The organism is Legionella sp. ST3F1, assembly GCF_048553315.1.
GTDB classification, from domain to species: Bacteria; Pseudomonadota; Gammaproteobacteria; order Legionellales; family Legionellaceae; genus Tatlockia; species Tatlockia donaldsonii.
On sequence record NZ_JBLZIO010000029.1, the window covers coordinates 18,003 to 32,625 of the forward strand.

Consider the following 14,623-nt stretch of genomic DNA (forward strand, 5'->3'; position numbering starts at 1 on the left):
GAATATATAAATTGCACCCTTTTATAGGAAGTGACTAACCCTGTCAAGAAATTATGACCTCTTTCCAAACTCTACTTGGGTAGGAAATTGCTTCGTCGAGACGGTACTCGAACCCTCGTGTCCTTGTCTGTACACTCCGGCTCCGCGCTCCGTGTCTCCTCGTTATTTCCATTCCACAGCCAGGCTGGAAGAAGTCTATGATTAAAATGTAGCCTTGAGCTGAATAACTAACGCAAGAATGGTCACATCCAAAAGCGCTAAATCGGGCAATAGCTAGATTTTTTGCGACAGTCTACCACAGAGATCCCCCACTGTTACCAGCTATTTATTATCTTGGGACTAAAAATCTGCTTGCATTTGTATACTCAATTGATTTATTGATTATTTCAATCGAAAACAATCATAGAATAATCATTATTATCCCAGCAACCGCGATATATCATTGCTCAATGCTAAAATCATTAATGCCATCATAAACAATAAGCCAACATAAATTCCCGCTGATCTCACTTCTTCAGAAAGTGGCCGCCTTCTAACAATTTCCATTAGACAGTAAAGTAAATGACCTCCATCCAGCATAGGAATAGGCAATAGATTCAACACGCCTAAACTAATACTGACTAAAGCTAAAAAAGATAAATAATAAGTAAATCCGGTACGGGCGGATTCGCCTGCTCCCTGGGCTATTCCCACCGGTCCGCTAATACTTTGTAACGCCAGTTTCCCTGTAATAAAACGGCCAATTAAAGAAAACGTTGCTCCTGTTAAATCAATTGTTTGCGCAAAAGCAGTCCCCATTGCTTCAACGGGACCTTGGCGTTGTACGCGCAACCATTGTGGCGGCCAATCTACTTTTTGAGAGCGAACACCAAGAAAACCTTCTTTTTGGCCATCAATTACTTTCGTACCAATTTGTAATTTGACGTTCTCTATCTGCCCTTGTCTGGCGATCAACAAATGCAAAGGAGCGCCTGGATGTTGCTTGACATACTCAACCAAATTTAGCCAATCCTCTAAAGGTTTGCCCTCCACGGTCTTAATAATATCGCCCGATTGCAATCCTGCTGCTTTCGCCGGCGAGTCATCAAGTACTTCACCGACTATTGGAGGTATGGTAGGTATAAAGGGGGTTATCCCAAGGCTTCCTAAGGGATCAGGTTTTTTGGCGTCCAAATTCCAATTTTCCAAGGGGAGAATGAATGTTTTTTTCTCGCCATTTGCTAACGACTTGACAGAAATGGAGACTTTTTCATCACTGCCAAGCAAAGGCATTAAAGCAAACTGAAAATCTCGCCAACTGGTAATTTTTTTATTATCCAGAGCCAGAATTTCTTGTTTCGGCCCTAACCCCGCCTCTGCAGCAATACTTCCAGGCTTCACCGTTTCAATCATAGGTGCCAGGGATTGAATACCAATCACCAAGACCAACCATAACGCGACGAAAGCAAAAATAAAATTAAATAAAGGACCGGCTACAATGATGGCGATACGAGCCCAAACCGATTTGTTATTAAAAGCAAGATGACGCTCTTTTTCCGGGACTTCGCCTTCAGTTTCATCCAGCATTTTCACATACCCGCCCAGAGGAAAAAGAGACCAGGCATACTCCGTGCCCTGTTTATCATGCCAGCGTGCCAGTACCTTACCAAAACCGAATGAAAAACGAAGGACCTTCACACCGCAAAGACGGGCTACGAGAAAATGACCATATTCATGTACTGTTATTAACAATAACAATGCAAGGAAAAAATAAATTAAAGTCAGTACCATAATTAGATTCCTGGTGCTAAAACGTATAATCCCCAATAAAATAAAGGCGATGCCGCAAGCAAACTATCTAAACGATCGAGTACGCCCCCATGGCCAGGAATTAACCGACCAGTATCCTTAAGTTTAGCTCTTCTTTTAAGCATGCTGATAAATAAATCGCCGATCATGGAAATTAAGGTCGTTGCTATTCCGATGTTAAACCAATGAACAAGGCCTACACGGGGCTGAAAATAATAGTAACCGCAGCATGCCACCAACATTGACAATATAAAACCACCTGACGCACCTTCTACTGTTTTGCCAGGGCTCACTGAGGGAATAAGCTTATGACGTCCCCACTGCTTACCCGCCAAATAAGCGCCGATATCAGTAGCCCAAACCAGAAAAAGCAAATACACAATCAGATCTTTACCTTGCTCCTGTTTATAAATTGCCATCATACTCTGGGCAAATAAAGGCAGCAGCAGCAGGCAAGCACCAGCAACTATCCAGGAATAACCCCAAACTGTCTGTGATCTTGGGAACAGAACTATCGCTGCTAAAATAAAGACCCATAGCAAGAGACCAAGAGCCAACCAATAATAAAAAATGTAATAACTTAAACACGCCGCTGCCAGAAGCAACACAAGAAAAGCAATTTTTGATGGCAAGGAAGCGATAGGAATTAATCCTAACCATTCAAAACCGCAAGCTAGCATTAAGAGCAGTACAAACCCGGAAAAAACCCAGTTTGGTGCATAATAGATAGCAAACAAAACGAGGGGCACTAGTATAACTGTGGTTAATAGCCGCTGTTTAAACATGGTTAACCTCATTAAGTTGTTGTGAGGTTTTACCATAGCGCCGTTCTCGCGAACTAAAACTGGCCAATGCTTTTTGGAATGCTTCCGCTGTGAAATCAGGCCAATGTACATCCGTAAAATACAATTCGGTATAAGCTAGCTGCCAAAGGAAAAAATTGCTAATCCGTTGCTCGCCACTGGTACGAATAAACAAATCCGGATCCGGCAATCCATGGGTACTGAGTGCTTGTTCCAGAGCAGATTCATTAACCGCCTCAATAGCCAACTCACCTGTACACACACGTTTCGCGATACTCTTGGCAGCCTGGACAAGATCCCATTTACCGCCATAGTTCACCACAACATTCAAGATCAGACGCTTATTATTTGCAGTCAGCTCTTCAGCCGCTAACATCTGGGAACACAGCGTTGGTGACAGGGCTTCCCTATCACCAGTAAAACGCAGGCAAACACCATGTTGGTGGAGTTCTTGTACTTCATGTCCTAGCGCTTCAATAAAAAGCTGCATCAAAAACTCAACTTCGTTTTCAGGCCTTGACCAGTTTTCACTGCTAAAAGCGAATAGGCTCAAGATTGGAATTTGAGTTTGTAAACAACAACGGATAACCGTTTTTACTGTCTCAACACCAGCACGATGTCCTTCAACTCGCAACAAACCACGGCTTTGTGCCCAACGTCCATTGCCATCCATCACAATGGCTACGTGTTGAGGTAAGATCTCGTTCAACCCAATTCATCCAATACATAAAATGGTGGATAGTCTACCCGCTTTATAACAAAATATTAAGTATTGTCATATCTAAAAACCAAGTATCTCCAATTAGGGTCTGTTGACATTTTCCTGGCTTGAGTGATTATGGCTTGATAGTCGAGCATCGCAGCGAAGCACAGAAAATCAAGCCATAAGCGCCAAGATAATAGTAGAAATGTCAACAGCCCTTTACTTTTTGCAGTGCCATCCTGCTTAGAAATTAAAACCAGTATATAATCGGGTTTTACTCCATTGAGATTTTTTGATGCAACAGATTAAGCCACTCGTCTTAATGATCCTGGATGGTTGGGGTTACCAAGAAAATACGGCACATAATGCGATTGCTGCAGCCAAGACCCCCCAATGGGATGAATGGTGGCAAACACGACCACATATTCTCCTCGATGCCTCGGGTCACCAGGTTGGTCTGCCAGATGAACAAATGGGAAACTCTGAGGTTGGTCATATGCACATTGGCGCCGGCCGAATTATTTATCAGGACTTTACTCGTATTAACGACGCAATCAGTCGTGGTGAATTTGCTAAAAACCCCGTCCTTACTAATCTTATCGAGGATATGCAAAAAAAGAATAAAACCGTGCATGTCATGGGACTTCTTTCACCAGGTGGAGTGCATAGCCATGAAAATCACCTTTTTGCTTTTCTGGCTCTCTGTCATCATTTAAGGTTTAGCAATGTATGTCTCCATTTATTTCTCGATGGCCGCGATACACCACCACAAAGTGCCTTGCAAAGCCTGGATAGGCTCAACCAGCATTTAGAACGATACCCTGTCGCTACAATAGGTTCCATTTCAGGACGGTATTTTGCCATGGATCGCGATGAGCGCTGGGAACGAGTGGCGCCGGTTTATCGTTTATTAACAGAAGCAAAATCTAACTATCAATTTCAGCGAGCTGAAACCGCTATAGCGACCTTTTACGAGGAAAAAAAATACGATGAATTTATTCCTCCTACACTGATTGGTGCAGGGAAAGTGATTGAAGACGGTGATTCAGTCCTGTTTTTTAATTTTCGCGCTGATCGGGCTCGCCAATTAACCCAAGCGTTTCTTGATGAGGAATTTAATGGTTTTATTCGCTCAACTCACCCTACACTTGCTCATTTTGTAAGCATGACTCACTATGCAAAAAATTTAGCGACTGAAATAGCCTTCCCTCCAATAACATTGAATAACACCTTGGGAGAAGTCATCGCCAATAATGGCTTAAGTCAATTACGCATTGCTGAAACCGAAAAATATGCCCATGTCACATTCTTTTTTAATGGGGGTTCAGAACAAGTGTTTCGCAATGAAGATAGAATTCTGATTCCTTCCCCGTCAGTCGCTACTTACGATTTATTGCCGGAAATGAGTGCACCGGAACTGACCCGGGCTTTAATAGATGCAATTCGCAGTGAAGCCTATGATGTCATCATCTGTAATTATGCGAATGCTGATATGGTAGGCCATAGTGGCGACTTTAATGCTGCTGTCAAAGCGGTTGAATGCCTCGATCAATGCATGCATGATGTGTGGCAAGCGCTAACAGAGACCGGAGGTGCTTTGTTGATCACCGCTGACCATGGCAATGCGGAAGCAATGTTTGATGAAACCACACAACAGGCACATACAGCCCATACCTGCGAACCCGTTCCTTTACTTTATGTAGGAGGAGATTGGCAGTTTAATCAGTCCAAAGGCAGTTTAATTGATGTAGCCCCCACTATTCTGGCCTTACTTGGTATTACGCAACCCCATGAAATGACTGGTCACGCACTCTTGGTAAAAAATTATGATTTTGCAAATTAAAAACAGCTTATTGACTTCCATGAACTCAATCCTTTGGTTAACAATACTTTCATTGCCTTTGTTGACAGAGGTATGCTGGGCTGAAAACGCTTCGCTCACCCAGGCTAAAACGAAATTAAAACGGTTAGACCAACAAATCCATACCCTGAAACAGACTCTGGCCTCCGTTCAGGACAAACGTGGGGTACTTAATCAAGAACTGGCCGGTACTGAAAAGCAAATCAGTGATGGCATACGCAAATTGCGTCTTATCCAGCAAGATATGAATTCCAAGCAACGTAAAATTAGTCTTTTGCAACAACATGTTAATGAACTAAATCAACAGCTGGCAGCACAACAGCAATTACTCGCCCAGCATGTGCGCACAAGATATAAAATGGGTGAATATCAACCTCTTAAATGGCTTGTAAATCAGGATGATCCTTATGCAATCAGCAGGTTGTTAACTTTTTACCAATATTTGGTTCAATCGCGCCAACACATTATCGATCAGATTGATACGACAAAAAAAGAGATTACCCAAGACCATAACAAACTTAAAAATGAGCTCACTGAACAGCAACAATTACAACACCAACTTCATAGCCATCAACAGCAATTAGAGCGAGATAAGCAATACCACACCGCCGTTATACAATCACTCGACAACGAAATTGAAACAAAAGAACACACTTTATCAGAGTATGAACGCAATAAAGAAAATTTATCCCGTTTACTTAAAACCCTGGCTCTACAAAGTGTGACTCAAGCTAAAAGGCCATTCACCCAGATGAGGCGAAAATTGCCACGCCCTGTTCAAGTCGGTAGGCAATCTTTGCAAAAAATGAACCAGGGAGTGACATTTTTTGCCGGAGAAGGGACCCCTGTTACTGCCGTTTATCCAGGCAAAGTCGTGTTTAGTGATTGGCTCAATGGTTACGGACTTTTATTAATTCTGGACCATGGTCAAGGCTTTATGACCCTTTATGCTCACAATCAATCTCTCTTTAAACACAAGGGTGCAACGGTGTTACAAGGTGAACAAATTGCTACTGTAGGCCATAGCGGTGGATTAAAACAAAACGGTCTATACTTTGAAGTAAGGCAGCGTGGAAAAGCGATTCCGCCACTTGAGTGGTTGTCTTAATAATCCTCTGGCACTTATATTGCAACGTACAGTGATACCGGAAGATGACGCATACAGCGCCAAACTTACCAAAGGAGAACAGTATGTACAACAAACGCCTTTATTTTGGTGCGATCACAGTATGGGTCAGCACAAGCCTTCTTTTTCCACTACAAGCTTATACTGCCGAAGAAACCTCCACTAAACGAATTCCTATGGAAGATGTGCAACGGTTTTCCAATGCCATCGGTCAAATTAAGAAATATTATGTTAAACCTGTCGATGACAAGGAACTTTTTGATAATGCCATACGGGGTATGCTCAGTGGTCTGGATCCCCACTCCACTTACCTGGATGAGGATGCTTTTAAAGAATTGCAAACCTCAACCAGTGGTGAATTTGGCGGCTTGGGCATTGAAGTGACGATGGAAGATGGTGTAGTCAAGGTTGTCACTCCTTTAGTTGACACCCCCGCTTTCAAAGCAGGTATTAAGGCCGGTGACTATATCATTAAATTGGGGAACCAATCGGTGCAAGGCATCAGCTTAAAAGAAGCGGTTGAATTAATGCGAGGCAAGGAAGGAACTACCCTGGATCTAACTATTTTACGTAAAGGCGAGAATAAGCCACTCAATTTTTCACTGGTACGTGAAAAAATTCTGATCAAGAGCGTAAAAAGCAAATTACTGGACGATGGCTATGGTTATGTACGCCTAACCCAATTCCAGGCGATGACTGGCGAAGATATGGAAAAAGCGATTAGCCAGTTAAAACAACAGTCTGGCGGTAAACTTAAAGGCCTTATTCTGGATTTACGTAATAACCCAGGCGGGTTGTTGGACTCAGCAATCCAAGTCTCGGATGCTTTCCTTGATACAAGCAAGGCTGGCAAACCTGAACTCATTGTTTACACCCAAGGCCGCCTCCCTGGCTCAAAATTTACTGCCTTGGCTAATCCGGGTGATATCTTGAACAATGCGCCATTAGTGGTACTCATTAATAATGGCTCTGCATCTGCCTCAGAGATTGTTGCCGGTGCACTGAAAGATAACAAACGCGCTATTATTCTCGGCACGCAAAGTTTTGGTAAAGGCTCGGTACAAACAGTGCTCCCTCTTGATGACAAACGAGGAATCAAATTGACTACCGCGTTGTATTACACGCCTTCTGGAACTTCTATTCAAGCAAAAGGTATTACCCCTGACATCGTGGTCGAAGAGATCGCTGTACCCAAAGCTGACCCGAAAGCAGGGGGTTTTGCCGGTTTCAGTGAAGCCGATTTGAGTGGGCATCTACTGAACAAGGATGAAAAAGGCGAACAAAGTAAAACGAATGCATCTGCAAAAGATGATCAAACCTTGCTTCACGAAGATTATCAATTGTACGCTGCACTTACTATCTTAAAAGGCCTGGCAGTCGCCAAGCGTTAAATAATTTCACCACAGGCCTATGCCTGTGGTGGCTACTGTATTTAGTACTGGATGGACAGCCTTCAAAAAAATGTATATAATCTGTCCATTCCGCTGGAATGACCCCTTTCATGCTCTGATTGAGGTAAATTGAAGATGTCAAATTTTTTTGGAAAAAATGTACAACGACCGGTGTATACAGGTAAACAGCTGCAAACCGAAATTACCCTATGCAAAGCGCGTATCAATGAAGCCCATGAGGCTTTAAAGCGCCTAAAACAAGACATTGATAACCGTTGCCAAAAATTGCAAGGTATCTATGAATTCCTGGATGAGAAACAAGCGCTTTATGAACAATTAATAGTGCGCTATCAAAATCAACCTTCACCTTCTCTGGCAGGCCGCATTGAAAAGCTTCAAAAAGCCATTACAGATATGCTGGCTAATATGGAAGCAACTGAACCAGCCAAAGTGATAGCCGATTTAAGCGCCAATTATGAAGCATTGAAATCAGAGTTGGCCATAAAAGAAACTTTAATCAATAGTGAGGCGTTCTATCCTAAAGGCGTGGGTATGTATTGATTAGTACGTTCTTCATGATTAATTTTTTGTTAAGGTTTGTTTGCTAAACTGAGTATTAACTATCACAACACGCGGAAATTATTATGCCGAACGTTAAAAAAATAGTAGGGAATTCCCGAGAAATAAACACAAAACAAGTTATCCCTGTGGATTTTCTCCAACCAACTCCATATAGATCTAACACACAGCAGCTCCTTAAAGATATCGAAAGGGCTCGCTTTGTACCCACAAATGGCAAGACAGTTGACGATTTTATTACTGACGCATCCAATCCTGATGAACTACATTATACTCAGGGGAGCTTAACTGGTGCCTTATTTTCTACCCCGCTGCTGCAATTCTTCATCATGCTAAACCCTAAATTTGTTAATGAAGAAAAAGGACGGACTGAGGAAAATCGAATAGAGACTTATTACAAAAACAGGGAAACTTATCAATTTACGTATTATGACGATGAGGGGGTTCTTTGTGGTCTTGCTATTGAGTATTCTACCGTTGATCCTTCGTTATGGGCTGCCAGTATTGTTCGTAATACAAACGGTGCAGCAGAAGACAATGAAGTACTGATTATAACACCTGAAGATCTGACTGATAAAGAAGGTGAGGTTCTTGAGTCCTCTGAGACAGCAACTACCTTCCTCGATTCTATAGGTTCCGAACATGCAAAAGGTTTGCTGGCGGGTATTTTCAGGGACAATGGTGACGTTGATACTCAAAAGCTCCAAGTATTGAAAGAAACCCTTGATACCCATAATTCAGTCTCTTCGAACAATAAAGTCTTTAAGGCAAAGATGAAAGAAACCGATGCTTTGCAAAACGCACAAGAAGTTGCAATTGAGAAATTAAAAATTGGATTTGGACGTGCGAAAGCGTTAATTGAGCAGGATGAGGCCGACGATAAGGATGCTCGCCTTAAAGCGTTGCAAGAAAAGCGTGATAAACACATTAATCTTGTTGAAAATGCTAAGAATGAAGAAGAAATTGCTCAGGCCATAGATCCCCAAATTACTGGGGTTGAGTTGCCGCGTACGGGATTAGAGTTGCTGGAAGATACTCTGCGAAGCGATACTGAAAATACCAAAGCGTTAGGCAGAGTTTTATTAGCTATCAAATCAGGTACTTTGACAGTAAATGGCCAGGCACCTGATGAGGACTATCCAATTGGTGAATACCTGACTCATGGGGGTCGAATTAACTTTGATGTCAGTGCGCTGTCAGCCGAAGAACAACAACAATTCTACGCTTTCATCACCAATAATCAGGCTAAACCCCGTGCTTTCGCCACCCATCGCGCCGGCGGCACCGATGCGAATGGCAGCCCAGCAGAAGCTAAATCCGGTTTATTAGGCGCTATTTCTGATGCGTTTCGTGCCCTTGTCGGCGCTTCTAAACATGCTGGAATTAATTTAGCGATTGGTGGAAATCATATAGCCAGTCGAGAAGGCGCTCCAGGCAGTTTGGGTCAACATCCCGATGAATCTGGTGAGTGGGGTCACATGTACTTACACCAGGATTCCAACATAGTTATGGTTGGTATTGAAGCAAGTGCTCCAGGCAAACACAATGTGAGGACAGGCGAATCGCACAGTAAGACCGGAGCGGCCGGTGAGTTATCTCCTTTCTTACAGAAAAAAATTGATTCTCGCGAGCTGCAACAGGAGCAAGTAAAAGCAGGTAAGAAACCGTTAAGCACAAAGGAAAAATATAACTGGGCAACGGTTAAAATTTCCTCTGATCAGTTGCGTCAAATGATGCTTGCTGATCAGGGAGCAGATTATGCCGCCTTGGTTAAAGCAAAACCTGATAATGCTCAACCTGCTGAGCCAAACCGCAAAGAGAAAATGGAATCCTGGGCTAAAGCGACCAAAGAGGGCAACAAAACCTCAATGGCTGCAAAAATTTTTGGTTTCCTCTTATTTGCCGCCGGTATTGTCCTGGCTTTTGCTCCAATCCCGGTCGTATCTCAGGCGGTCGGTGGCTGGTTAGCAGGATTAGGCCTTGGCGTTGCCACCGGAACAGTCACTCTAGGGGCAGGCCTTACCGCCGCAGCGGTTGGTTTAGGTGTCTTTGGACTTGGTACGCGGCAGGATCCCGAAAAACCTCATGCTCTTTATGAAAAGAATTTGAGCAAGCTTCCACCAGTTGAAGTGGTCGAAAAACCAGTAGTAGTTCAAGAACAGGTTGTACACGATGTAGTTCAAGAGCATGTTGTACACGATGTAGTTCACGAACACGTTGTAGTCGATGTAGTTCACGAACACGTTGTAGTCGATGACAGCCAACTAGATGACAGCCAACAAAGCAACAGCTCCGACAGTCTCCCTGAACTTGATGGTTTTAAAGAGATTGAAGTGGACTTGGGCCTGGTAGTTAAATCTAAGGATCAAGTGTTGGACGAGGCAAGACGAGCGATCGATGGTGTACATGAATCTAACCCTGTCCATTCCCCTGTAGTAGTGACCAAAAAAGATGTTGTTAATCCAACAAACACTGACGAAACCACACTCACATTCTAATGGAGATGCCAATTAATGCGCGCAAAATGCGCGCATTAATCATATCAATCACGCATAAATGCTCGCCGGAAAGGCATTGAATCGCACCGTGAAAATGACAAGGGGTTTTTCTCTTTACCAGATAGCAAAAAGCACTTTATCAACAACTCAGAAAACAATATCAACAACCCTTTCCCCTGAGCTCGCTGCAAGAATTAAAGAACTTAAACCATTCCTTAATAATTGTTAACCTGTCTTCAAAAAACGCCTCAAGGGGTTATTGCAAAGCTCTGCTTTCGACATCAGGATTGCAAGCTGAATTAGGGGGGTTACCTGAGTACCTTCAAGTTTGAGAGCTAGAAATAGACAATTAACAAAGAAATGTATATAATCTGTCCATTGTCGTTGTAAGCTGTGTCTTCTTACTTCATATCTCATAATCTTTTCATAAGGTTTATTTGTTACAATAAAGGCACTATGCAAAATGAAAGCAGGAAACCATCATGCCACAAGTAAGAAAAATTACTGGAAATCATCGCGAGGTAGTGACCGCTGCATTTTCCAGCAAATATTTGCCACCAACACGCATGGCATCGGGTAAAACACGTTATCCGGTAGAAGAAACTCTCAAACAATCGAGCTACCTAGAGAATGTAGGCAATATCTTTAAAGATTTATCAAGAACCCCTTTTCTTCCTACTAATGGTAAAACAGGCGATAATTTTGTACGAGACTGGGTCAATACTCCTAGCTATGATTTTGCGCAAGGCAACATAACTGCCGGGCTTTATCATTTTCTTTTTGGTGTTTTTATGGCAGACCCTGACCTTGTTAAAGAAGGTACGGGGAGAAAAGAAGAAGAGCAACTCACAAAATACTATGCTAATACGAAAAAAGTCGATTTGGCCTACTACAATGATGAGGGGATACTCTGTGGTGTTTCTCTTTCTTATTGCATAGAAGATCCCTCTCTCTGGGTTGCTTGTACAATACGAAACACCGTTGGTAACCCTGAGGATAGAGACGTTTTGTTTCTCTCCACCGCAGAACTTATTAAACACGACTCTGCAGATAAGCAAAAAGAATTAGTAGAAAGTGGCACTGTCGCCCAGGAATTTTTGGCATTTTTGAAATCCGAAAGCGTTGCCGCTTTGTTTGCCGATACTATTCTTGAAGACGGCCGAGTAGATGTTGAAAGGCTAGAAGAGCTAGATACACATCTTAAAGAAATGCACCTTATAAATATAGGTCACAATAAGGTATTCCAGACCAGGGAAAAGCATTTCGAGCAGCAGAAGAAATTACACGAACAAGCTCTTAAAGCTATTAAAGACCCAGCTTTAGAATCGGCAGCCAAACAATCTTTTGCACGAAGAAATACAGGCAGCCTTTTTTTAGGTTTCTTAGTTTTCGTGACGCTGGTAAATTTGGCATTAATGGCTACAGGTGTTTTGGCTCCTTTCGGATTACTCCTGGAAGGCGTAAAAAACTACCTTGCATTCGCTGGCGCGGCTGTTGTCGGTGTTGCCAGTACTGCCAAGATAGCTAATAATGAACACCAATTATCCGCTTATCAAGTCAATACCTCAAAGCGTACTAAAGAAATTGAGGACGACTTCCAGGCAAACTTTGAGCAAAGAAATAGAGAAGCTTTCCTGGCAATGGATACCAAGGAAGCCCAAGAAGCTTTACATGCTCAACAAACGAGTAATACCGGTAATGGAGAAGTAGTAGGTATAGTAGGAAGCCATGAGTATGACGATTCTCAAGAGTTTGGCATGGTTGGAGAGCTTGTAGACGAGGTAGTACATGGGGATAGTTCTCTATTGCCCAAAGCGACTCACTTGGTTGACAGTGTAAGTGTACAACCGCCTGTTGATACTTCATCACGGAAGGATATGGGTGTTGTTGTTCCAGGAAAAGAAGATGGGATTGTAATTCCAACCAATGATGGTACGCCAATTTACAGTTAATAATGGAAATAGGTAAATTAAACAATGTCTAATTTGTTCTTTAATCAGAATGAGCTCCCCGTTTACGGGAAATTGCTACAGCAAAATGAAATTACTACGTGTATGGCACGCCTGCGTCAGGCACATCAAGCCTTGCAGCAACTGAAGGAAGATATTGATAAACGCTGCGAAAAGCTCCAAGGCGTTTTTGATTTCCTGGACAGTAAACAAGCCCTCTATCAGCAATTAACTGAACAGTATCAGCAAAATCCCACTGCAAGCCTAGCTCTAAGAATTAATAAATTAGGACAAGCGATTAGTGATTTACTTGGCAAGCTTGAGGCATCCCAACCAGAAAAAGTTATTGCAGATTTAAGTTCTCATTATGAGGAATTGAAAGCTGCGCTGGCCATAAAAGAAGCCTTAATCTTAAAGAGTAACCCTGAAACGACTCAAACCTATGAGCTTGTTGAAGAAGCTGGGGATTCTTTTCCAACTCTAGCAAAGCTGTAAAGAATGATATAATGACTTAGGTCAATCATCCCAGTATGGCCTATAATCTATAATAAACAAGCAGCTAAGGAATCCTCATAAGGTGAAGTACAGGCTTCCAAAAAAAATTTATGAGGTTGTTTAAGCTTGTAGTAATATCAAGATACTGAATAAATGTTAATTTCCAATTAGCATTATTATGCATTGCTAGAAAGATAACCATCCTATTTTATACAGGATTGAAGATTCTAAACCGCACAGGATGTTTTAGGAGGGCCAAAATGCCTAAGTCCTTTTTTAACCAGCAAAATCAAAAAAGCCATGCTTATGAAAAATTATTGCAGCAAAATGAAATTAAAGAGCGCAAAACACGCATTTCTAAAGCACACATTGCTTTAGAGGAGCTGGAGCATGACATTGAGGCACGGACCAAAAAATTACATGAAATTTTTGCCTTTTTAGAAGCCAAAAAAGCGCTTTATCAGCAGCTGACAGAAAAATATCAACGGAAACCTTTACCAACCTTGGCTACGAGGCTTAATAATCTTAAGCAGGCAATCGATGATTTGGTTAGCAAAATTGAGAAGGCCCAGCCTAAAGAAGTGATCAATGATCTAAGTGCCCGCTACAAAGAATTGAAAACCGAGTTAGCCAGAAAAGAAACTTTAATAAATAAAACTGACACTGCAAAAGCCTCTCAAGACAAGCAAAGCACTGAGGACTAAGCAAACTGTCATCCGCCACCGAGGGGTTAACCAGCCGTGGTGGCTCATTTTTAATCAATATGCTATAACTCCATGTGAATACTTACGCAAGGAGCAAAGTATGAAATCCTGTCTACCACTCCCCTTTTTGATTCTGGGAGCTTGTTTTGCTTTCAATAGCCAGGCCGCTAGCAGCCTGGAGATTCAGGGGAAACAAGCCAAGCTTATTTATAATTCACTGACCGGCCCCAAAGTTCATGAAGAAGGCGCCGCTGGTCATTTGTATCGACAAGGTACGAGCATTCTTTGTCGCTATACCAATGCTGATATCACGAAACATGGAAAAAATGTTCCCCGCGAGGCAGCCTGCCGTTATGCCTGCACCATTAAATTTGATCATAACGGACTGGCATCGCCAGGGAAAAACCCTTAGCCAAAATTAAGTGAAGCTGTAATCCGAGAAAAACCGGTTACAGCTTCGTAAAACAAGACGGGTGTCATTTCCGCGAAAGCGGAAATCTATTTCTCAAATTGCTTGTGATTTGGTTGGAATTTCGTTTCCCGCCTACGCGGGGAAGACAGAAATTTAGAATCAAATTAACTAATGTTAGTTAAAGCTAGTAGCCTTGATGCAGCGGAGCGTAATCAAGGTATTCCCTCTCCAAAACAACCTGCCCAATTAGGTTTAACCATCCATACCAAGGGAGTAGAGCATGTGCAATGATACGATTATTAAACCAATAAACC

Annotated in this window: 12 protein-coding genes; 9 read left to right on the plus strand and 3 right to left on the minus strand. The window is 42.4% G+C overall.

The annotated features are described in order from the left end of the window. Positions 1 to 417 precede the first annotated feature (417 nt). The 3 genes from rseP to uppS are packed head-to-tail and all read right to left on the minus strand — an operon-like array spanning position 418 to position 3,300. Positions 418 to 1,770, minus strand: a complete 1,353-nt coding sequence (gene rseP / locus ACN4Z1_RS15225) for an RIP metalloprotease RseP (protein WP_228364628.1) — start codon at positions 1,768 to 1,770, stop codon at positions 418 to 420. A gap of 2 nt (positions 1,771 to 1,772) precedes the next feature. Beyond that, on the minus strand, positions 1,773 to 2,573 hold the full coding sequence (locus ACN4Z1_RS15230) for a phosphatidate cytidylyltransferase (RefSeq protein WP_228364627.1): 801 nt from the start codon (positions 2,571 to 2,573) through the stop codon (positions 1,773 to 1,775). Further along, positions 2,566 to 3,300: a polyprenyl diphosphate synthase gene (gene uppS, locus ACN4Z1_RS15235; RefSeq protein ID WP_115220499.1), complete on the minus strand. Its 735-nt coding sequence runs from the start codon at positions 3,298 to 3,300 to the stop codon at positions 2,566 to 2,568. The genes ACN4Z1_RS15230 and uppS overlap by 8 nt, the downstream gene beginning before the upstream one ends. Before the next feature lie 289 nt (positions 3,301 to 3,589). Between uppS and gpmI the strand changes: the two genes are divergently transcribed. From gpmI to ACN4Z1_RS15280, 9 genes are all read left to right on the plus strand, one after another. Beyond that, positions 3,590 to 5,137 carry a 2,3-bisphosphoglycerate-independent phosphoglycerate mutase gene (gpmI, locus tag ACN4Z1_RS15240; protein WP_228364626.1) on the plus strand — a complete coding sequence of 516 codons (1,548 nt, stop codon included), beginning with the start codon at positions 3,590 to 3,592 and terminating at the stop codon, positions 5,135 to 5,137. Beyond that, on the plus strand, positions 5,121 to 6,263 hold the full coding sequence (locus tag ACN4Z1_RS15245; RefSeq protein ID WP_370634601.1) for a murein hydrolase activator EnvC family protein: 1,143 nt from the start codon (positions 5,121 to 5,123) through the stop codon (positions 6,261 to 6,263). The genes gpmI and ACN4Z1_RS15245 overlap by 17 nt, the downstream gene beginning before the upstream one ends. Before the next feature lie 83 nt (positions 6,264 to 6,346). Continuing rightward, positions 6,347 to 7,672 (plus strand): S41 family peptidase, encoded by a 1,326-nt coding sequence (locus ACN4Z1_RS15250; RefSeq protein ID WP_115220496.1) that lies wholly within the window; start codon positions 6,347 to 6,349, stop codon positions 7,670 to 7,672. Between the two features lie 135 nt (positions 7,673 to 7,807). Further along, complete coding sequence (locus ACN4Z1_RS15255) at positions 7,808 to 8,233, plus strand: hypothetical protein (protein ID WP_228364624.1); 426 nt, start codon at positions 7,808 to 7,810, stop codon at positions 8,231 to 8,233. A gap of 83 nt (positions 8,234 to 8,316) precedes the next feature. Then, entirely contained in the window at positions 8,317 to 10,749 is a 2,433-nt protein-coding gene (locus ACN4Z1_RS15260) for a hypothetical protein (protein WP_419388328.1), read from the plus strand. Between the two features lie 482 nt (positions 10,750 to 11,231). After that, positions 11,232 to 12,701 carry a hypothetical protein gene (locus tag ACN4Z1_RS15265; protein WP_419388327.1) on the plus strand — a complete coding sequence of 490 codons (1,470 nt, stop codon included), beginning with the start codon at positions 11,232 to 11,234 and terminating at the stop codon, positions 12,699 to 12,701. 24 nt (positions 12,702 to 12,725) lie between these two features. Then, positions 12,726 to 13,193 carry a hypothetical protein gene (locus ACN4Z1_RS15270; RefSeq protein ID WP_419388326.1) on the plus strand — a complete coding sequence of 156 codons (468 nt, stop codon included), beginning with the start codon at positions 12,726 to 12,728 and terminating at the stop codon, positions 13,191 to 13,193. A 260-nt stretch (positions 13,194 to 13,453) separates the two neighbouring features. Next, the gene (locus ACN4Z1_RS15275) at positions 13,454 to 13,897 is read left to right on the plus strand and encodes a hypothetical protein (protein ID WP_228364620.1); all 444 of its coding nucleotides are present in this window, start codon (positions 13,454 to 13,456) and stop codon (positions 13,895 to 13,897) included. 100 nt (positions 13,898 to 13,997) lie between these two features. Further along, positions 13,998 to 14,309 carry a hypothetical protein gene (locus ACN4Z1_RS15280; protein WP_228364619.1) on the plus strand — a complete coding sequence of 104 codons (312 nt, stop codon included), beginning with the start codon at positions 13,998 to 14,000 and terminating at the stop codon, positions 14,307 to 14,309. Positions 14,310 to 14,623: the final 314 nt, after the last annotated feature.